Here is a 19,508-nt window from a genome sequence, read left to right as displayed (position 1 = left end):
GGGGGTGGTCGCCGGGCGGGGCGGCAGGACGGCGGGGCAGGGGGCGCCGGGGTCAGGGGCGGAGGAGTGCCTTGAGGACCTGGCGGTCGGCCATGGCCTGGTAGGCGTCGGGCGTCTCGTCGAGGGTGTAGGTGCGGTCGAAGACGCGGCCGGGGGCGATGGTGCCGTCCAGGACGTCGGGCAGCAGCTGCTCGATGTAGGCGCGGGCGGGGCTGGCGCCACCGGTCAAGGTGATGTTGCGCATGAAGAGGCCGGGGCCGATCGGTCCCTCCTCGTACTGCGGCACGCCCAGGCGGCTGATGGTGCCGCCGTCCAGGACGGCGCCGAGCGCGGTGTCGAGGGCCGGGCGGGTGCCGACGGCCTCGATCACCTTGTCCACGCCGCCGGTCAGTTCGCGGATGCGGGCGATGCCCTCCTCGCCGCGCTCGGCGACGACGTCCGTGGCGCCGAATTCGCGGCCCAGGTCGGTGCGGGCCGGGTGGCGGCCGGCGAGCACGATGCGCTCGGCCCCGAGCCGGTGCGCGGCGATCACCGCGCACAGGCCGACCGCGCCGTCCCCGACCACGAGCACCGTGTCGCCGCGGCCGACGCCGGCGGTCACGGCGCCGTGGTGGCCGGTGGTCATCACATCGGAGAGCGCCAGGAGCGATGGCAGAAGCGCGGAGTCGGCCGCCACCGGCAGCTTGACCAGGGTGCCGTCGGCGTACGGGACGCGGACGGCTTCGCCCTGGCCGCCGTCGACGCCGTCGAGGCCGTACCGGCCGCCGTCGCGGCACGAGATGTGCAGGCCCTTGGCGCAGTAGTCGCAGGTGTTGTCGCTGTAGGTGAACGGGGCGACGACCAGGTCACCGGAGTTCAAGGCGGTCACGTCCGCGCCGGTCTCCTCGACGACGCCGAGGAACTCGTGACCCATGGGGCGGCCGGTGTCGGTGGTCGGCATGGACGCGTAGGGCCACAGGTCGCTGCCGCACACGCAGGAGGCGACTACGCGAACGACCGCGTCGGCCGGCTGGACGATCTTCGGGTCGGGCCGGTTCTCCACGCGGACGTTTCCGGCTCCGTACATCACTGCTGCACGCATGAGGGTGTTACTCCAAACGGGGGAGGCTGGGGTGCGGCCGGGCGGCGTCAGCGTTCGAGCATGCGGGCCTGGGCCTCGGTGTGCGTGGCGCCCGCGGCGGGCGGCAGGCTGGAGAGCCTCTCCAGCTGCTCGGCGGTCAGCCTGACGGCGTCCGCGGCGGTGTTCTCCTCGACCCGGCTGACGCGCTTGGTGCCGGGGATCGGGGCGATGTCGTCGCCCTGGGCGAGCAGCCAGGCCAGCGCCACCTGACCGGGCGTGGCACCGGCCTCGTCGGCCAGGGCCTTGACCTCGTCGGCGAGGGCGAGGTTGCGCTGGAAGTTCTCGCCGGTGAAGCGCGGGTTGCCGCGGCGGAAGTCGCTCTCGTCGAACTGCTCGGTGGAGCGGACCGCGCCGGTCAGGAAGCCGCGGCCCAGCGGGGAGAAAGGCACCAGGCCGATGTTCAGCTCCCGCAGCACGGGCAGGACCCGCTCCTCGATCCCGCGGGTGAACAGGGAGTACTCGGACTGGACCGCGGTGACCGGCTGCACGGCGTGGGCGCGGCGGATCGTGTCCGGGCCGGCCTCCGAGAGCCCGAAGGACCGCACCTTGCCCTCGTCGATCAGCTCCTTCACGGCGCCGGCGGTCTCCTCGATCGGCGTGTTCGGGTCGACCCGGTGCTGGTAGTACAGGTCGATATGGTCGGTGCCCAGCCGCTTCAGGGAGCCCTCGACGGCGGTGCGGACGTTCGCCGGGGAGGAATCCAGATTCCACGCGCCCTCACCGCCGTGCGAGACGAGCCCGAACTTCGTGGCCAGCACCACCTGGTCCCGGCGCCCCTTCAGCGCCCGCCCCAGCAGGTCCTCGTTCGTGTACGGGCCGTAGATCTCGGCGGTGTCGATGAGCGTGACGCCCAGCTCCAGAGCCCGGTGCACGGTCCTGATCGACTCCGCGTCGTCCGTGCCGGAGCCCGTGTAGCCGTGGGACATGCCCATAGCGCCCAGACCGATCCGGGAAACCTCCAGGTCACGCAGCTTGATGTAACGCATCTCGCCCTCTTCGCATCGTGGCGTCACCCGACACCCTGATCGTCGTCCGGGGCGTCGGCTCTTGCTCATTCAGCTTCGCCCGGATTGCGGCGATGTGGCAGGGTGCGCTCTTCAGGGGTATCGACAGGGCCCCCCTCCGGGCTGCGCGGTGGATGTACGGCGCGTGAGACTGGGGGCATGGCATCGACGAGCGCGCACAGTGAGGGCGCCGAGCTGGGCCGCTACCTGCGCGCCCGCCGCACCCAGACCAGCCCCGAACACGTCGGCCTCACTCCAGGCGCCGGTGTACGCCGCACCCCCGGCCTGCGCCGCGAGGAGCTGGCCACCCTCGCCGGCATCAGCATCGACTACTACGTACGCCTGGAGCGCGGCAAGGAGACCCGCCCCAGCCCCGGCGTCCTCGACGCGCTTGCCCGCGCCCTGCACATGGACGACCAGGAGCACCAGCACCTGCGCGAGCTCGCCGCCCGCGCCGCACGCTACGTCGGCGAACCGCCGCCCGCGCCCAGCCGCACCGTGCGCCCGCATCTGAAGCTGCTGCTCGAGTCATTGCGCCCGAACCCGGCCTACGTGATCAGCCGCAGCATGGACATGCTCGCCTGGAATCCCGGCGGCCTCGCCCTGTACGCGGGTCTGGACGACTGGCCCGTCAAACACCGCAACCTCGCCCGCTACCTCTTCCTCCACCCAGCATCCCGCGACCTGTTTCCCGACTGGGACCGTCAGATCACCGCGTGCGTCGCCCGCCTGCGCGCCATCGCAGGCACCGCGCCCGATGCACCCGACCTGACCAACCTCGTCGGCGAACTCCTCCTCAAGAGCCCGGACTTCGCGGGCCTGTGGGAGCGCTACGAAGTCACCGGACGCAAGCCGGCCCACAAGACCTTCCACCACCCCCAGGTCGGCACGCTGACCCTCACGTCACAGTCGCTGCACGTGGAGGGCACCCCGGGCCAGCGCATCGGCGTCTACACCGCAGACCCTGACACCCCCGACCACGACGCCCTGCTCCTCCTCGACATGACCGCACCCCGCCCCGCCGAACGCCCGCCATCTGCCTCCCGGTCCACCGATCAGCGGCCGTAAGCAGCGCGTGCCCGGCAGCCCTGGGCTTGCCTCACCCATCTGGTGCCGCGTCGACCCGGAGACCGACGACCTCGTTGGCGCCTTCCTGAAGCGGCTACGCGAGTACCGATAGGAGACAGCGGGGTGCGCGGGAGGGGCCCACGGGGGAGCCGCATCTCGAAGCCGACTCCCCAACGGCTCCCAGATTGGCGCCCCAACGCACATCAGGCCCGGCACTGATCTCTCAGTACCGGGCCTGACCTGGTGTTTCTCTGTCGGGGTGGCGGGATTTGAACCCACGACCTCTTCGTCCCGGAGCAACTTGGGGTGCCCGGTGTCCATGGGCTGCTGTACCTGTCACCTGCGCTGATGGTCCGCTGGCGTCCGCGGTTGTCCGTGGTGGTGCGTCGCGGTTGTCACGCAGTTAGACACTCATCTCGTACGGCCCGCAGTCTCGGACGGTCCAGGTACCACCCAGCCAACGGTGTCACCTACGGCGGTTGATGACGCCGCGAAGCATCTCAAGCCAGCTCACGGAGAGCCGCTGGAGCCGCCACCACCACCACCAACCTCGCTGTCTTCCTTGCCGCTGTGGGCTGGCTGACATGCGTGGAGGACGGAAGTTGACGCTCCGGCTTCGGAGGCGAGCACCGCCATGCAAATGGCGGCAGCTGTTCCGTCCAACTGGGTTGCCGCAGGCTTGCCCCTGCCGTGCCACGCCAGAGCAACGCCGCATGAACGGAGTCTGGCAGAGCCTGTGTTACCGAGAGTGTCAACTGAGGCAACTGGCCGCGGAGCCTCTCATCCCTACCTAGAGGCCATCAGCTTGGGAGGCTGCGGACTTCAGAGGACGGTCTCGGCGTTGACCTGGGTATACGACCGTGGCGTGGCCTCGGCGAGCTCGGCTCTCTTCACCGTGGTTCCCCGCTGATCACCGTTCGATCGGGTGCGCTTATGGTGCAGGGCAAGCGGAACACGGTCGAGGAGTGCCACGTTCGCTTGCTTGGCCTAGGGTCTCGGGTGCGCGGTCGGTTTCCGAGGCGTCCAGCTCTGTAGAGCAGCTGCATCCCCGGTTCTGTCTGGGGGCGGTCCAGGGAAACCTTGGGCCTAACCAACGGTCGGGCTTCGTCGATGGCCAAGAGTGAGACCTGTCAGCACCGGCCGCGCACCAATTACAGCTGCTTGTCGACCGTAGGTGCACGCTTTCCAACTGTGTTTGCCCAGCTCAGGAGCCCGTACAGGGGCGTTCACCTGGATCCACGGGAGGCCGCCTGGTGGGCTGCGGGCGGCTCGGGGGCTCGGGGGCTCGGCTGAACGGTCTTGGACGGGGGTGAATGAGACGGCGGACCAGGCTCTGCTTCTTCTTGCCCAGGGTGTTGTCGGGGACCTTGGCGGCCTGCGTTTTTGCAGCTCCGAGGCCTGGTCGCGACTGCCTGACCGGTCGTCATCTGTCGTTGTCGGCCGGTGTTGAGCGGCTTCGCTTGGGAGGTTTGCGGCCAGGACGTTCAGGAACCGATGTGCGACCAGTGCGAGCAGATCAGGTTCGACGACTCGTGAGCCCGCAGGCACCGACGTCCTGAGACATCACAGCTAGCGGCTCAGCCAGGGCGGCGCGACGGCTTCTGCCGGGTCCGCCAGATCCACCACTGGGCGACCGCGTTGCACACCGCCAGCACGACGGCGAACACGACCGCGTCCGCCCATGATTTGTCGAGAAGGTAGCGCCACACCACAGCGCACGCCCCGTAAACGACAACCCAGACGGCGATGACGACCCCCCAGCGCACCCACCGCTGAGCCCACCACTCCGCCGGCACGAGCTTGGCCACACTCCATCTGTCCATGACCAACGACTACCCCCTGAAAGCTCCTTGAGAGGAATCCGCATGTCCGCAGGAGAGACCCCGATCACCGTGATCGGCAACCTGACAGCGGACCCCGAGATCAAGTTCACCTCTTCCGGGGCCGCGCTGGCGCCCAAGCTCATGGATGAACGCATGGGGCACGAGGACGGGTCGGTACAGGCGCGCTACTCGCACATCACCGCGCGGATACGGAATCGGCTCATGGACGAGCTGACCGAACAGTGGGAGGAGTCGTTGGACGCACGGTTGGTCAAACATCCGGGATCTCCCGTGCGTGCGCTCGATGCTCTGCTGCGAGCGCGCCAGGGGTAACGACTGGGGAGTGAATTTCCTTGATCCACTCCCCGTTTACTCCCCAGCAGGCCACACAACGAGTCAGGGCCTGGTGTTTCAGCGATTCGGGGAGCAGGTCGGCTCCCAGATGGCTCCCGGGTCGAGGCTTCCACCCTGAGCACTTGCCGCATGCCCCGAGGCGTTCCTGTACCTGACCCGACAGGGCGTTCACCAGAAGGTCGAAGTGACCTCCTCGTGGAGCGCGACGCCGACGGCGGTCATGGCATGAGCGAGACCTGCGTCCCAGGCCGCGCTGACGGGCTGCCGTCGAGCGGCAGTTGAGATACTCCCTCGGCCTGACTGCGAGTGGCCAGGTGCTCGTAGTCCTCGGCGCCCATGCGCCACGGCTGAGCGCCGTAACGGCGGACGATCCGGTTGGCTAGAGCGATGCCTGGCCAGTCGAAATCGCCGTGGTAAGTACGAGCACCCACCCGACCCTGCGGACCAACGAGGAGCTGGAGACCACAAACCTTCTCGAAGCTGTGGTCGGCAGCATCGCGGTCGGTGTCGTGCACAGGCCAGCGCTGAAGCGACCAGGCGTCGGATCGGAGGGGCGCTGAGGACGCTCAGGGATCCGCTCCGCCACGTGATCACCGGGGGCTCATGTTCACGCCGTGCGCGGGGACAAGTCCGCGTTCCTCCGCCAAAACCCGCTTTCGGGCGTGAGGCAACTTCGGCCTCTGCTCACTCCTGCCAGTCCATGCCGTTCACGGCGGATATGTCTCCCTGCGAAAGGGGCAGGCGAGCGGCGAGGGCCTCGTCTCAGGATCCCCCCCACTGTTCTCCACCCGCGTCACAGCGAGCGTTCAGCCTGAGCGATCTCTGCGCTGAAGTCATTGCGGGCTTCCGAGGCGCACAGGAAGACGACACGGAACGTGCCTTTCTTCCGGTTGGGCAAGTCAGGCTTGGCCGCCCAAGATTCAGCGGCCCTGAAGAGGGTTCGCAGAAAATCAGGACGTTCGCTTGGGTTGTCCGAAAGTACATGTTCGGCATCGTCCACGATCAGCAGGTAGCGCGCTGCTGGGATCCAGTTCAGGTCGGACAGGCAGTCGTACAGTGCGTTCCAGTTCCATCCGAAGTAGTCGGGCAGGTGAACATGCTCGTAGAACTGGGTGAAAACACCGTCAGTGTCGAGCATCTCTCTGCCCGGCATGCGAGCGGCATAGAAGGATCCGCTGGGCGGTAGAGCTTCCGCCGCCGGAACGAGCGAATCGCTGGGGTTGAGGCACAGCCAGGGGGGCGAGTCGGTCCACCACGAGAGATCACTCATCGTCCCACCTCCATGACGATATAGGTCTGGTAGTGCGTTGGAGTGTAATAGGCCGATCCATCAGAACCCGTAATGATCCGCTCTCCGCCCGGTTTCGGGTTTTGCGTAGACTGCACTGTGCCCCATTCCGTGTAGCGAACCGGTTTCCCGGCGCTGTCGAATTCGGGCAGCTTGTGACCCCCGCCCCTTCCGCTGTTCTCAAAGGGGCGCGGAATTGATGGTCCCATGAGCTGCGGCCCAGCGCCTTGCGCTTCGACTCCGAACTGTCGTATGTCCTGCAGCACTGCCTTGGACTCGCCAGGCACTTTTGTGGGAATCCACCCCTGCAGACTGGAGGTGTCGCCGAGGACTTGGCCCTCCTGGCACTGCGGTGCGAGACCGAGGGCATCGGACCACGTGTGGGGGTTCTGGACGTAGGTGTTGGGATTGGGCGCGGGAGTGAGGCCAAGAGGGTCCGGGGTGAGGTAGCGGGCAGTCTCGGGGTCGTAGTGGCGGAAGTAGTTGTAATGAAGGCCAGTCTCCGGATCGTGGTACTGACCGGGGAAGCGCAGTGGCGTGTAGGTGTTGCTGTCGGCTGCCCAACTCGTCGTCCCCCAGAGGTTCGTGCGGGCGAGCCAGGCGACGTCCCCCGTCTCGTCGATGAGTTCGGTGGGCGAACCGATGAGATCGGTGACGATGGCGAAGAACCGGGAGTCGATCTCGTGCTGGGGTACGTCGGCAGAGGTGATGCGTTCGGTCTGGGTGATGGGCCGCAGACCTTGGTGGTCCCAAGTGAGGGTGACCGGATTTGGCAGGCCGGTGGCTGTGGTGGTTTGTTCACACAGGATAGAGCCGTCCCAGGTGAAGACGACCTGCTCGACGACGGCTTCACTGTCGCCCGCGAGACGCTGCTTGGCGACTCGGCGGCCGAGCGGGTCGTACCGGTACCGCCAGACGGTGCCGTCCGGGGTGGTGACGGAGGCGAGGCGATCTTCAACGTCCCAGGCGTATCGCCAGGTGTCGGGTTTCCGGGAGAGGCGTATCTTCTGGCGCAGCGTGATGCGTCCCAGGGCATCGTGTTCGTACCGGACGCCTCCGGCACGAGTGATACGGGTGCCGGCGTAGGTGCGAGGCCCGGTCGCTTCCTGGCCGGGGTGAGCGGCGGGCCACTCGGCCTGGGTCTGGTTTCCCGCCTCGTCGTAGGCGTATCGCTCGCTCCCGGTCGTTCCGTGGACAGCCGTAACCCGCCCAGCAGCGTCCAGAGCGAACTCGCGGAATCCGTTCCGCTCGTCCTCGGTGCGAATGAGATTGCCGTCTGCGCGATAGGCGTAGGTCCGTTGCAAGATGTCTCGGCCGCCGACGATGGTGGCTGCCTGAGTCGTCAGTTGGCCGAGATCATCGAACGTGTTGGCCAGGGTGAGTGTTTCGCCGACCTGGCGGTTCAGTTCCTGGCCAGCCAGGTCGAACTCGAAGTCGATCTTGCGACCCGCGGCCGTCAGGTGGGTGCGTCGCCCGGCCGTGTCATAGCTCCATGCGCTGGTGACGCCAGTGGGTGTGGTGCGGCTGGTACGGCGGCCCAGGAGGTCGTATGTGTATGTGATGGTGCGCTGGTTGACCGTTTCGGCCAGAACGCGCCCTTCCGCATCGAGCTCCCGTACTAGCGTGGCGTCCGGACCTGCCACCTGGACGAGTTGTCCAGCAAGATCGTATTCGTAGGTCGTGGTTGCTCCGCCGATGTCTTTGCGACACACGCGGCCCACCGGGTCTCGCTCATACCGGATGGCCTGCCCGAGTGCGTTGGTTGAGGTGACGAGCCACCCTGCCGGGTCGTACGCATACGTGAGAGTCCGCCCGTCGAAGTCCGTTTCCGACGCCAGACGTCCGGCCTGGTCGTATTGGTAGTTCCAGGTCAGGCCCTGCGGGTTGGTGACCTGAGTGACGCGCAACTCTGTGTCGTACGTGAAGGTGGAGCGCGTACCGTCCGGGGCGATGCGGCACGTCGGCAGGTCGAAATGGGTGTACTCGAACTGCGAGACCGCGCCCATCGCATCTGTGTGACTGAGGCAATTCCCCTCGCCGTCATATGCCCAGTACGCCGTAGTACCATCCGGCTCGGTACGGCGGACTGGCTTGCCCTCGACAGTCCACTCGAGCATTGTCATACGGCCAAGGGCATCGGTGGCGGTGACGGTACGACCGAACGGATCACGCTGATAGCGAGTGATTGCCCCCACCGGGTCGGCGATTTCGATGGGCAATCCCGCCTTGTCGCAGCGGACGCGAGTGGTGTGGCCGAGCGTGTTTGTGAGCGAAGTGAGGTGCCCGGCTGTGTTGTATGCGTAACGGGTGATGGCGCCGACCGGCGTGGTGATAGCTGTGCGGTTGCCGCGTTCATCGAATTCCTGACGCCAGTAGGCTCCGTCTGCTGTGGAAATTGTTGTGGGCTGACCCAGCGGGTTGTACTCGGCCGTTGTCGCGCGACCATCAGGACGGACGATGGACGTGACACGGCCGAGGGCGTCGTATGTGTAGCGGGTGGTGTGGCCGAGTGGGTCGGTCACTGAGACGAGTCGGTGGCTCTCGTCCCATTCCTGCGCCGTGACGTTGCCCAGCGGGTCGGTTTCGCGGACGAGCCTCAGGGCCTCGCTGTGTTCGTACCGGGAGCTGTGGCCGAGTGAGTCGGTCACAGTGGTGGCGTGGGTGGCGTCATCGTAGGTAAGGGATCCGGAGAAGAAGCCGTCGCTGCCCTCGGTGCGAATGACCCGGCCGAATCCGTCGTATTCGTAGGCGTAGACCGTGTCGTTCCGGTCCGTCCACGAAGTGATGCGCCCCTCTTCGCCGTACGTGAATCGCATGGGGAGACCCGAGGAGTTGATGACCTCGGTGAGGTGTCCGTCATCGCTGTAGCCGTAGGTGACCAGTGGCGTACCCGCTGAATGAGGACGTTCTGGATCGAGGAGACTGAGCGCTGCTACCCGGGGCAGATCGGGGTGGCGTTGTATCGCGATGCGGTATCCGCCGGAGTGAACGACTCCCTCTGGGCAGCCGCTTTCCGTGTAGTTGATGGTGATCCGTTGTCCGTTTCGGTCAACGATCGATTGGAGCGGTAGGTCAACCGCCTCGCCGTCGTCGGTGGCCTGCGGTGTGTGGAAGATGTAGGCCAGGCCAGTGTCCGGATCAGTCACACGTAGTGCGCCGTCAACATCGCTGTCCCAAGTCAGAGGCCACCGCTGGCCGACTTCTGGGTACACGGGTATATCGGAGTCGGCAGATATCTGAGGGTAGACAAGGCGGGCGCCGTCTGCAGCGGCATAGATGATGCCGGTTTCGTCGGCCTGCAGACGCTGATCAAGGGTGGAGGCCCAGGACGGCCCGAACCATCCTCCCCAGCGGTAGGAGGACACATGAGTGCGCTCCAGAACCAGTGACAGGGCACCTGGCAGCTGAACGTCAGTCTGTGGGAGCAGCATGTCGCCGGTGGCGACGTCGATCGGGTCGAGCTTGCACTTCTTGAACAGCGCGCGGATCGAAGCGGGAAGCTTCTGCAACTCTTCGGGGCGAAGTTTGAGGCGGGAGAGATCCGATCCATCGAGCTTCAACGACCGGCTGAGCTTGGCGAGTTCGCTGGGCTTGAGTTTGCCTAGGCCCTTGCCGAGGGCCTTGCCCAGCACTCCGGCGCCGACACCGAAGGCGGCACCCGTGGCCAGCAGTTCCGCCAGCTTGCCGGGGTTCTTGAAGGCTCCAGGATCTTGCAGGGCGGCGTCGAAGGCGGAGAACTTCATGCCCTCGCCCGCGAGCTTCCCGGCCTTGGCGATTGTCTTGATCTCCCCGAGAGCCTTCAGCGCCCGCTCCAGGCCGCGTATCGCCTCCATCACGGTGCGGATCACCGAGGCCATGCGGGTGCCGGACTTCTCGATCCGGGCGATCAGCGCCACTACCTTCGCGACCCGCGCACCGGCCGCGAGGCTGCCGGCAATCGCGGAGAGTCCGCCGGTGAGCACCGACAGGGCCAGGCCCGCGATCTCGAACTCGACGATCTCCGCGAGGATCACGCCGATCTCGGTCAGCAGCTCGTGAGCCTCGTCGGCGAAGTCGTCCAGTGCCTTGGCCCCCTCGCGCAGCGAGTCGGCCATGTTGGTTGCCTGGGTGCGGCTGGTCTTGGCCCGCTTGTGGAGGGCCTTGGCGGCTTCACCCTCCCACCCCAGGCCCTTGAGCGCCGTCTCGGCGTCGCGGGCGGCAGCGTCGAGTCCCTTGGCCAAGGCCCGCCACTGCTTGGCGATCTCGCGGATACCGTCCGGGTCAACGGCCGGATCGGTGATGCCGAGGAACTCCAGGCCACTGGCGAGGGTGTCGCCGAAGGCATGGTTGGCCTTGTTGATCCAGTGCAGCGGGTTGAGGTCTTCGGCGTCGATGTCGCCGGGGATGATGTCGAAGCCCATGGACGCCTCAGCCCTTCTTGGCGCGGGCCGCGGCGCTCAGCAGGACGTCCAGCAGGTCGAAGGCGTCGGAGACATCGCCCAAGAACTTCGCCTCGCCCTCCCACTCCTTGTGCAGGTTCTTGGTGAGCTTGGCGATGGTGTCCATGCCGTCCTGGATGTCGTCCTTGGCGCCCATCAGCGAGCCCAGCACGCCGAACGCGGACATGTCGTGCGAAGCGGCCTTGAAGTCGTGCAGCGGTTTGCGGGTGTGGTCATCCACCTTGCCCAGCGCGGATGCCGCCTTGTGCAGGGCTTCCGCGTCCTTCGTCAGGTCCGACATACCTGCCCGCCCCCGGGGGTTGAGATGGTTCTACGTTGGATGCGCCGACGTGTGCAGACCAGACCGGTCGGCAGTCTCGTTCAGCGGTTGATGGACTGGATCTCCTGCACGACGACGTCCTGTTCAGTGCCGAACACGCCATCAGGAAGCTTCTGTTCGCCCTCGATCCCGGTTCCTGTCCAATGGATCTTCCAGGTGACGGTGGCCTTGAGCTGATATGCATCGTCGCCGGACGCCCGCAAGTACGTCACGCCGCACGGAGGGGTGTCGCCGCTATTGCCCTTGCTATACGGCACGCCGATGCGGCCGCCCTGAATCGGGCACTGTCCGGAGGCCGGGTGCAGTTCAGCATCTGGCGTCCCTGGTTCGATCTTGAGTGCGGTGGGCTCGGCCGTGCTGGTTGCTTCGATCCCGAGCTCGGGAACGGAGGCGGTGACCGACACCGGCTTGAACTCTGCCTTCTCCAGCCACGCCCACGTCGGCAGATTCACCGTCGACTTGTTCTGCGGCTTCAACTCAACCTTCGTACCGGGAACACGAATCTCGGAGTAGGCGAGCTGCGCGAGGATTTCCGGGGTGACGGCCTGCGGAGCGTCAGCAGGAGGCGAGTCCCCCTTGTCGACCCAGAAGGGGATCTTGTCGCAGTCCTGCGCCGCGGGGTCAGCCTCTCGCCCCTCGGTCACGAAGGCGCCCCACCAATCCCCCTTGCTGGCTTTGTCCTTGTTGAAGTCCTTGTCAGAGTCGCCGCCCTTGTCGACGTACTTGCCCTGCGTCTCCTTGTCCCACTCTTCGGTGGTCGATGTGCCCATCCACTGGTACCGCATGTACCCCTCAAGTGACTTCGGGGTGTACTTGGGAGCGTAGTAGCAGGCAGGGGGAGTCCACGTTGCGGAAGACGAAGTGACGGGACCGGCGGAGCTGCCCTTTCCGTTCTTCGAGAAGTCGTAGACGATCCCCTTGGCTGACGCCGAGAGGGCGGGACCGCTGGCATCGCCGGAGACGCCGGCGTCGCTTCCCTGCCCGCCACCGAATGAGCCGCCTCCTCCGGGAGGTTTCTGGTCTGCGACGGCGGCAGGCGCCGCGCACAGCCAGGCCGCTCCCGCTACCGCCGCGATCGCGGCGGTACGGAGGAGCCGACTCACGACTGGCAGCCCGTCGCGCCGCGGGTGGATGCCATCTTCATCAGTTCCCAGACCCCCTGCTTGTTCTTCCTGAGCTGAGCGCTGTAGGCGACGTAGCTGTCCTTCGTCACCTTCGTCCGCTTGATCTCGTCCGTCTTGACGTCTCTGCTGAAGCCCTTGCTCTCATCGGCGCAGTATCCGACCGCCGCGCTGTCCTTGGACTTGATCTTCACGTTCCGGTCGAAATAGCGCACTGTCCCGGTGACGGTCCAGCCCGCATCCTTGAACGACTTCGCCCAGTCCCGGGCGGCCACAGCACCCTCGCCCTCGGTGTAGAACTCCAGGGCGGGCAGCTGAGGATCTCCAGCCACGATGGCCATGTTGAGCGCACGAATCATGTCCGCGTTGTCCCGCAGGATCGCGTCCTTGACGGAATCCCCCGCCCGTTCTGGAGTGAAGGTGAGCTTCACGTCAGAGGGCAGTTTGATCTCCGGCCGGTCGGTCCCGTCCGCTGGCGCGGATGACGACGGCGATGCCGACTTCCCGCTGCCCGCGTCAGCGCCGACGATCTTGTCGTTGTCCTTGCTGTCGCCCGATCCGCCGCAGGCGGTCAGCAGCAGGGCGGCGGAGGCCGTGAGCGCGGCCACCACGCGCCGGGTCGAGCGAGTCACTGTTGTCTCCGGTGAGGTGAGGGTTTACCCGAGCGAAGTAACGCTATCCGTGGCCGACTGGCGACGATGAGAGCGGGTCGGGCTTTGGCTGAGACGTACCGGGCATACCTGTTGATGGCGGCTGCTTTCGCCTACGTATGGCTTCGTTGCCCGGCTGGGAAACGGCCTGATCCGAACGAAGCGGCCCAGCTAGGAGTTCGACGGCGGCTCGGGCTACCGAGTCTGGGGCTGCCTCGCGGTCTGCGGCCGAGGCTACGCAGAAGACGTGCTGTTCCGGACGGGGTGTTCTCCGGGGGCCGCCCGGCTCTGTGCTCTGGCCGGTGTCCGTGGTGGTGCCCGCTGTGCTCAGTGCAGCTCACTCGTCACCGACGTGGTGGACGTTGACACGGCAACTACTACCACGCACGAAGAAGGGCCCGGCCGCTCAGCGGTCGGACCCTTTTCGTTTGCAGGTGGGCGAGTGCGGAGGATACGAGATTCGAACTCGTGAGGGGCTGCCCCCAACACGCTTTCCTACTGTGTTGGTGGGTTTCGTGGTGTGTAGGGGGCATCGACCTGGGTTCATGAGCGGTTGGTGCAGAGGCCAGGCTCAGCCCTGGTCTCGTCTGAACCGAGACGAGCCCTCGGGTCGCGGAGAAGAGTTCTCTACAAGTCCGGACCGCCCGGCGGAGCGGAGCGCAGCCGGGTGCCTTGATGAGGTAGAGAAGCTCGTAACAGCTCCGGCCAGAGGCAGTTGTCTACGTCGAGCGGAGAGCATGCCGGTGCAGAACTGCATCCTGCTGTGGATCTCCGGTGTTCGCCGAATGGCGAGCTTACGCCGATCGGCTGTGCCTCTGGGCAAGGGCGCTGCAGGCTCAAGCGCTGGGGAGTGGATTTCCTTGATCCACTCCCGCACACTCCCCAGACGGCCTCGGAGAACGAGCCAGGCCCGGTTCCCATTTCTGGAAACCGGGCCTGACCTGGTGTTTCAACTGTCGGGGTGGCGGGATTTGAACCCACGACCTCTTCGTCCCGAAGCAACTGGGGTGGGGGTGTTGCCTTGGGTTGCCGCGCTCCTCACCTGCGCTGATAGTCCGCAGGCGTCCGCGCTTGTCCGCCGCTGTTCGTCGGCGTTGTCACGCAGTTAGACACTCACCGCTCAACAGCCAGTCCGACACACAGCCGTTGTCAGTGCCGACCTTTAGGGTCTCAAGCGCGCGGTCGGCTTCCGGGGGTTCCAGCTCTGAAGAGAATGGTTGCATCCCCGGCCTGTCTGGGGGCGGCCCGGAGAATCGTCCGGGACCTAACCGACGGTCGGGCTTCGTCGATGGCCAGCGGATGACCTGCCAGAGCCGACCGCGCCCCCCGTCCCGTGCCGACGGCAGGGGCACGCTTTCCAACTGTGGTGGTGGTCGCGAAGGCTCTGAACAGAGCCGTTCACCTGCGTTCATGGGAGGCCGATCGCGAGGGCGACTTCCGGCTCTGGTCTCGTCTGAACGATCGTGAACGGCGCTGAATGAGACGGGAACTGAGACGGTGGCGAACGGCTGGCCTCTAAGCCTGCGCAAGACGCTCGCACTCAAAGAGTGAGCTGGGTCACACTCGGTGTTTGAACTTTTCTCCTGAGACTCATCCGGCCATCAGCCCACCTCCAGCATCCGTGGACGCTCAGCTCGTCCCTTCCTCTCGCTGCTGAACGAGGCAATAGCGAGACAGCCGTCTCAGCCGCCGCCATACTGCGACCATGTTGACGCCTCCAGAGATCGAAAACTTGTTGGGCCGCCCAGAGGGCGTCGACCTTGAGTTCAAGTCGGGGATGGTCCAACCTCGAATACTTAGCCGGGTAATTTCCGCTTTTGCGAACACCGAAGGCGGCACCATTATTGTTGGCATCGGTCAAGATGCTGAAGTGCTGGGAGTAGAACCTAGGGAATTTGAGAGGACCATAAGAAGGTCCCGGCATTTCCTGGAACCACAGCCAGCCATTGAATATTACTGCGTGGCAATCGAAGACAAGCAGGTAGGGGTCGTACACGTTAAGGTGTCAACTGATCCCATCCTAAGCGATGGACAATTGGCGTTGCGGATAGGAGAAACAATCCGCCCCCTAGGATCCGCCATCTCCAACAATGCAGCCGTGCGCTCTTACTCTAGGACTGGGCGTTCGAGGTTGCCATGGAGGTCCCGCCGAGGCAGGTTACTGTTGATTTCGATTACAGCCGTCCTGCTGCCAAGTGTAATCTTCTTCATACGTCTAAATCAGGGAAAGGCTTCCTCTGACCTTTTGCCCGGTGCGATCATTATTGGAATTTCCATTCTCGCATCCGGGATGCTTACGGAGTTCTTCACCTCAAAAGCGGAACCCGAGGAAATTACTGCAACACGAGAACGTGTCCGGCGAGCCGAATTTGACTTGGAAGAAGGCCTGCGAGCCCGCAGCGCCGGCACGTCAGCTTCTTCGTCGGAGGACGCTCAACAGGTTCGCTTGACCCTTTCAGACTTGTGGACAGTTACGCACGCCCGTTTGGATCTCTATCACGGCATCGCACTGGGTCAAGCCTCGAAGTCGTTTCGCAATGCCCAAATAGCCATGGGGATTGGATTCCTCATGCTCGTGGGCTTTGCGATTGCTGCTCTTTGGGCTCATACAATTGCTGGCGCTGTGGCATCTGGAGGACTAGGTGCGGTATCTGCCGCGCTTGCCGGTTACGTAAGCCGCACTTTCGTCAGGTCGCAGGAAACTGCGGCTGGACATCTTCGGGCCTACTTCGATCAGCCTCTGGAGTTTTCCCGATATCTCGCAGCCGAGCGTCTGATCACAGATGCCCATCTAAATACGGATCAGCGCGCCGAAATAATTGGTGGTCTGGTAAAAGCGATGATCGAGGGGCCGCCGCAGGAGGGCTCAGACCCATCGCAATCCAGCCAGTCTGCGTAAACCTCACCGCACCACTCTTCCGCGGCGGAGGCTTTGTCCTTACCTGACGATTGTCAGACGCGGCCTAGATGCAACCAGTGGTGGCGCCGTCCGGCCAGCCCCCGCTCGAACAGTGACAACCAGGCCGAATATCCAACTGCGCAATTCTTGGATGCTGACGTCTAGCTCGTCCGCCACATGGCGCGCCGAAATGCCTTTCCCGTTTGCCATGCTGAAGACTTTTTCCAAAAGTTGAGACTTCTCGCGACTCCGGATTCCTCGATGTTCTTTTGTTCGGTACCCTTTCTTGCTGAGCTCGATGCAAGCTTTTCGATAATGCCAATCCGATAGCATTTCGAGGTCATGCAGGCGGTACGCAAGAGCCATTGCCGCAACTTTCCAGATCTTCCTGGCCTCAATAATCTGCGACGGCATGGGAGAGATTGGAATGTGGCTTTTCACGCTGTCTCGAGGCATAAGGAAGGAGCTGGCGAAGGAATTGGCCTCCTTCTCCGCAGGTGGGCCGTGAAGCCCCCGCTCCTCACCATGGAGCACGAGATGACCCAGCTCGTGAGCCACGTCGAAGCGGCCGCGCTCCGGAGTCTTCAACGTGCTCAGGAAGATGAAAGGGGTTCCATTTCGCCAGAAGGAAAATGCGTCTACGTCGGCGAACTCTGGAGGCAAAGAGAAAACCCGAACGCCGCGCGATTCGACCAGATGGAGGATATTTGAGATAGGGGTGTCATCTAGCCCCCATCGCGCCCTCAGGACATCTGCCGCAGACTCAGGGGAAAGGCGGCCCAATGTGGGAAGTTCGGCCGCCGGAAGCTTGTAGCGAAGTTCGATCCACTCGTTGAGTTCTAGAGCCAATGTGCTTGCAGCCAATGCCGCATCCCTGGGAGCTGCGGCTAGTTTGCTACGCGCTCGAAACGAAACGGCATCCAGGGGCAACAGTTCGACGTCAGGTTTCCGAAAGAATGATTCCGGAAAATCCAACGCAGCCGAGATTCGCTCCAGAGTTTCGTCCGCCGGATCGGTGCGACCCGTCTCATAGTTAGACAGGCTCTGAAGGCTCACGCCCACGAGCTCGCTGAGTTCAGCGAGAGTGAGCCCCCGTCGCTTACGAGCGATGGTGATACGCGAGGAAGAAACCATTTACTAACGCCACCCTCACATATGACCGGATTGCCCCTATCTCACCACTCTTCAACGGGGACGTCGAAGCCAGTGTCACCCTCAGGGTAATCGAACGTCTTTTTGAATCGAATAGCTGGGAGGAGGATCCTCCTGTCCCAACTGTCGATCTTTCCCTTGGCGCCCACCTTACTGGGGAGGGATAGCTCGCTTCGCACCTCGATGAAGCCCTGCCTTCGCGCCTGGTACCGGAAGGTCAACAGGTACCACGTAGCCAACCGCGCATACTCGTCGTCCGTGAGGTCCGCGCCTGGCTCGTCTTGCGAAGGTAGAGGGAAGAGACCCAGATCGAGGTCCTGGTTACGCGCCACCATGGTTTCTTTCGCGACGCCCGCCGGCCTGTGACTCCGCGGCTGCGGGTTGCCTGGCAGGCCTGTGCGGGCATCGCCCAACAGTACGCCGATGCCCATGGTCTTCTCAGGGTTGATCGTGAGCGGGGACTGCTTGGGGTCGTACCGCCTCCAGCCCTCTTCGGTGCGGAGCAAGTAGCGCATGGTGCGCACCCGGGCGAAGTAGTCGAAGGTGCCCGCAGCGTTGTTGGCGTCGTCCTCTGTGGCGGCAGCCCGAGCCTCTTCCCCCTCGCTGATCAGGCGCTCGAAGTGCTCGTACTTCAGCCCCAGCTCTGCGAGCTGATCTTCGTGACCGTCGCGCTCATCGGGCCTGACCCAGGCGTTCTCGCTCACGCGCCCCTCCCTTGGGGTTATAAGAACGCGCCCTCGCATGAGGGGCGATTTTTATAAGCGTAGCGTGCGCCGCTGACACTGAGCGGATCGGTCAATACCCAAGTCGCCTTGTATGCAGGTCAGTCGGCGTGCCGGAGGGTTTTCGTCTCCCCCCTGAGCCGCCACTCTCCCCCGCTCCCATCCCGTCCGCCGTCGACCCACACACCGTGGAGCGGGCGTGGTTCATGGCGTCCAGGTGGAGCGCGCCACTGTACGAACGACCTGGACGCCATGAGCCGCGTCTGCTCGGCTTTGCCTGGGTCGATGGTGGACGGGATGGGAGCCCCTAACGCTCGCCACGATGGGCCCGCAGTCGCGTACGGCGCCCCCCTCCATCCCAGAGTCAGAGCGCCCCCGCCGGAGGCATCGCCTTGCCCCTAGGCCGATGCGGCGGGTGATCGCTGATTGGCCTCTGCCCTATCCGTGTGTGGGCGGGCGTCGGCGCAGCCGGGGCGGAGCGGGCCGAAGGCAGGAGCGGCAGCCCCGAGCGGAGCCGTGAGCCCGCCCGGCGGCGCGGAGCGGCGCCGGGTGCTTGAACCAGTAGAGAAAGTTGTAACTCATTCCCCGTCGCCGGGGCGTTGGGCGGATCTGCTGTTCCTACGTGGTCGGTTCGTTGATGTTGCTGTTGTCCACGAAGAACTGCGCGGTGATCGTGTGGCCGTTCTGGCTGTCGTTGACCACGACCAGGTGTGCGAGCGCGTTGACGATGTCCAGTCCGCGGCCTCGTACGGCGCTTTCCTCGGGATGCTCGACTTTGGGGGCCGTGTTCGTGCCTCCCTCATCCGTCACCGACAGGGCGATCACCTTCGGGGAGATCGTGACTGTCAGGTGGAAGCTGCCGCAGCTCTGACCGCTGGCCGTGTGGAGGATCGCGTTCGCGCTCAGTTCGCTGACGATCAACTCGGCATCGTCTGCCATTGGGGAGCCACGCAGGATGTCACGTGTCCAGCGGCGGACCCGGCTGACCTCTTCTGGTGAACCTGGGCAAGACAGGCTCCAGACTCGCGAGATGCTCGTATACTCGTGCATACAAGTTCCTTTACGCTGGTAGGCCGCCGTGTGCAGCGGGTTCGAGCTAGACGAGTTTCACGCCGTCGTGGGCGCGGATGGCCGGCGGGGCTGTGGCGTCGAGTGCGTCCAGGACGCGGATCGCGTATGCCTCGTCGGAGAGTTCGTTGACTTCGTCGCGGGTGGCCCAGCGCAGAGCTCGGGTCTCGTCGCCGGTAGTGGGCGTACCGTCGGCGGCCTCGCAGCGGAAGACCATGGAGACGATCAAGCCCGACATGTTCTTGTAGATGCCGGTGAGGGTCGCGGGAAGCGCGATCTTGATGCCGGTTTCTTCGAGGACTTCGCGTTGCAGGGCCTCGGGGATGGTTTCCTCGCGTTCGAGGACGCCGCCCGGGGGTTCCCAGTGGCCGTTGTCGCGACGCTTGATCAAAAGGGCCCGGCCTTGGTCGTCGACGATGACTCCGGCAACGCTCACGGAGTGCGGACGGTCAGTGCTCAAGGTCCTCGGCCCTCTCAGATG

General features: G+C 64.8%; 15 protein-coding genes and 1 pseudogene. 3 read left to right on the top strand and 13 right to left on the bottom strand.

Annotated elements, in window-relative coordinates; translation table 11 throughout:
• Positions 1 to 52 precede the first annotated feature (52 nt).
• Together ACZ5CR_RS19695 and ACZ5CR_RS19690 are read right to left on the bottom strand one after the other, a co-directional pair.
• Positions 53 to 1,081: a zinc-binding dehydrogenase gene (locus tag ACZ5CR_RS19695; RefSeq protein ID WP_468859116.1), complete on the bottom strand. Its 1,029-nt coding sequence runs from the start codon at positions 1,079 to 1,081 to the stop codon at positions 53 to 55.
• A 47-nt stretch (positions 1,082 to 1,128) separates the two neighbouring features.
• Positions 1,129 to 2,106, bottom strand: coding sequence for an aldo/keto reductase (locus ACZ5CR_RS19690; protein WP_468859114.1), 978 nt, complete (start codon positions 2,104 to 2,106; stop codon positions 1,129 to 1,131).
• Between the two features lie 177 nt (positions 2,107 to 2,283).
• On the opposite strand from ACZ5CR_RS19690, the gene ACZ5CR_RS19685 reads away from it, so the two are divergent.
• A complete protein-coding gene (locus ACZ5CR_RS19685; RefSeq protein ID WP_468859112.1) occupies positions 2,284 to 3,192 on the top strand; it encodes a helix-turn-helix transcriptional regulator in 909 nt (302 codons plus the stop codon).
• 1,577 nt (positions 3,193 to 4,769) lie between these two features.
• Here ACZ5CR_RS19685 and ACZ5CR_RS19680 read toward each other — a convergent pair.
• Positions 4,770 to 5,015 carry a hypothetical protein gene (locus ACZ5CR_RS19680; protein WP_468859110.1) on the bottom strand — a complete coding sequence of 82 codons (246 nt, stop codon included), beginning with the start codon at positions 5,013 to 5,015 and terminating at the stop codon, positions 4,770 to 4,772.
• A 138-nt stretch (positions 5,016 to 5,153) separates the two neighbouring features.
• Here ACZ5CR_RS19680 and ACZ5CR_RS19675 point away from each other — a divergent pair.
• A pseudogene (locus tag ACZ5CR_RS19675) lies at positions 5,154 to 5,348 on the top strand (LacI family transcriptional regulator); the annotation flags it as partial.
• Between the two features lie 239 nt (positions 5,349 to 5,587).
• Here the strand turns inward: ACZ5CR_RS19675 and ACZ5CR_RS19670 are convergent.
• The 6 genes from ACZ5CR_RS19670 to ACZ5CR_RS19645 form a co-directional block, all read right to left on the bottom strand.
• Positions 5,588 to 5,884 carry a DUF2399 domain-containing protein gene (locus ACZ5CR_RS19670; protein ID WP_468859108.1) on the bottom strand — a complete coding sequence of 99 codons (297 nt, stop codon included), beginning with the start codon at positions 5,882 to 5,884 and terminating at the stop codon, positions 5,588 to 5,590.
• A gap of 278 nt (positions 5,885 to 6,162) precedes the next feature.
• Complete coding sequence (locus ACZ5CR_RS19665) at positions 6,163 to 6,639, bottom strand: barstar family protein (RefSeq protein ID WP_468859106.1); 477 nt, start codon at positions 6,637 to 6,639, stop codon at positions 6,163 to 6,165.
• The gene (locus ACZ5CR_RS19660) at positions 6,636 to 11,057 is read right to left on the bottom strand and encodes a DUF6531 domain-containing protein (protein WP_468859104.1); all 4,422 of its coding nucleotides are present in this window, start codon (positions 11,055 to 11,057) and stop codon (positions 6,636 to 6,638) included. Before ACZ5CR_RS19660 ends, ACZ5CR_RS19665 begins: the two co-directional genes overlap by 4 nt.
• Before the next feature lie 7 nt (positions 11,058 to 11,064).
• Positions 11,065 to 11,376, bottom strand: a complete 312-nt coding sequence (locus tag ACZ5CR_RS19655) for a hypothetical protein (RefSeq protein WP_468859103.1) — start codon at positions 11,374 to 11,376, stop codon at positions 11,065 to 11,067.
• 80 nt (positions 11,377 to 11,456) lie between these two features.
• A complete protein-coding gene (locus ACZ5CR_RS19650; RefSeq protein ID WP_468859226.1) occupies positions 11,457 to 12,527 on the bottom strand; it encodes a hypothetical protein in 1,071 nt (356 codons plus the stop codon).
• Complete coding sequence (locus ACZ5CR_RS19645; RefSeq protein ID WP_468859101.1) at positions 12,515 to 13,168, bottom strand: hypothetical protein; 654 nt, start codon at positions 13,166 to 13,168, stop codon at positions 12,515 to 12,517. The genes ACZ5CR_RS19650 and ACZ5CR_RS19645 overlap by 13 nt, the downstream gene beginning before the upstream one ends.
• A gap of 1,723 nt (positions 13,169 to 14,891) precedes the next feature.
• On the opposite strand from ACZ5CR_RS19645, the gene ACZ5CR_RS19640 reads away from it, so the two are divergent.
• A complete protein-coding gene (locus ACZ5CR_RS19640) occupies positions 14,892 to 16,085 on the top strand; it encodes an AlbA family DNA-binding domain-containing protein (RefSeq protein ID WP_468859099.1) in 1,194 nt (397 codons plus the stop codon).
• A gap of 39 nt (positions 16,086 to 16,124) precedes the next feature.
• Here ACZ5CR_RS19640 and ACZ5CR_RS19635 read toward each other — a convergent pair whose 3' ends face one another.
• The 4 genes from ACZ5CR_RS19635 to ACZ5CR_RS19620 form a co-directional block, all read right to left on the bottom strand.
• Entirely contained in the window at positions 16,125 to 17,219 is a 1,095-nt protein-coding gene (locus tag ACZ5CR_RS19635; RefSeq protein ID WP_468859097.1) for a helix-turn-helix domain-containing protein, read from the bottom strand.
• Positions 17,220 to 17,260: 41 nt separating this feature from the next.
• Positions 17,261 to 17,941: a hypothetical protein gene (locus ACZ5CR_RS19630; RefSeq protein WP_468859095.1), complete on the bottom strand. Its 681-nt coding sequence runs from the start codon at positions 17,939 to 17,941 to the stop codon at positions 17,261 to 17,263.
• A 636-nt stretch (positions 17,942 to 18,577) separates the two neighbouring features.
• Positions 18,578 to 19,009 (bottom strand): ATP-binding protein, encoded by a 432-nt coding sequence (locus tag ACZ5CR_RS19625; RefSeq protein WP_468859093.1) that lies wholly within the window; start codon positions 19,007 to 19,009, stop codon positions 18,578 to 18,580.
• A gap of 46 nt (positions 19,010 to 19,055) precedes the next feature.
• On the bottom strand, positions 19,056 to 19,463 hold the full coding sequence (locus ACZ5CR_RS19620; RefSeq protein ID WP_468859091.1) for an NUDIX hydrolase: 408 nt from the start codon (positions 19,461 to 19,463) through the stop codon (positions 19,056 to 19,058).
• Positions 19,464 to 19,508 lie beyond the last annotated feature (45 nt).

The organism is Streptomyces sp. NPDC031274 (assembly GCF_055570235.1).
Note: the sequence above shows the minus strand (reverse complement) of the source record. Positions and strands in the feature narration are given on the sequence as shown.

Coding starts and splice junctions, on each gene's coding strand:
- ACZ5CR_RS19640 (WP_468859099.1), top strand. CDS start 14,892: ATGTTGACGCCTCCAGAGATCGAAAACTTGTTGGGCCGCCCAGAGGGC.
- ACZ5CR_RS19690 (WP_468859114.1), bottom strand. CDS start 2,106: ATGCGTTACATCAAGCTGCGTGACCTGGAGGTTTCCCGGATCGGTCTG.
- ACZ5CR_RS19665 (WP_468859106.1), bottom strand. CDS start 6,639: ATGAGTGATCTCTCGTGGTGGACCGACTCGCCCCCCTGGCTGTGCCTC.
- ACZ5CR_RS19635 (WP_468859097.1), bottom strand. CDS start 17,219: ATGGTTTCTTCCTCGCGTATCACCATCGCTCGTAAGCGACGGGGGCTC.
- ACZ5CR_RS19695 (WP_468859116.1), bottom strand. CDS start 1,081: ATGCGTGCAGCAGTGATGTACGGAGCCGGAAACGTCCGCGTGGAGAAC.
- ACZ5CR_RS19655 (WP_468859103.1), bottom strand. CDS start 11,376: ATGTCGGACCTGACGAAGGACGCGGAAGCCCTGCACAAGGCGGCATCC.
- ACZ5CR_RS19660 (WP_468859104.1), bottom strand. CDS start 11,057: ATGGGCTTCGACATCATCCCCGGCGACATCGACGCCGAAGACCTCAAC.
- ACZ5CR_RS19625 (WP_468859093.1), bottom strand. CDS start 19,009: ATGCACGAGTATACGAGCATCTCGCGAGTCTGGAGCCTGTCTTGCCCA.
- ACZ5CR_RS19685 (WP_468859112.1), top strand. CDS start 2,284: ATGGCATCGACGAGCGCGCACAGTGAGGGCGCCGAGCTGGGCCGCTAC.
- ACZ5CR_RS19680 (WP_468859110.1), bottom strand. CDS start 5,015: ATGGACAGATGGAGTGTGGCCAAGCTCGTGCCGGCGGAGTGGTGGGCT.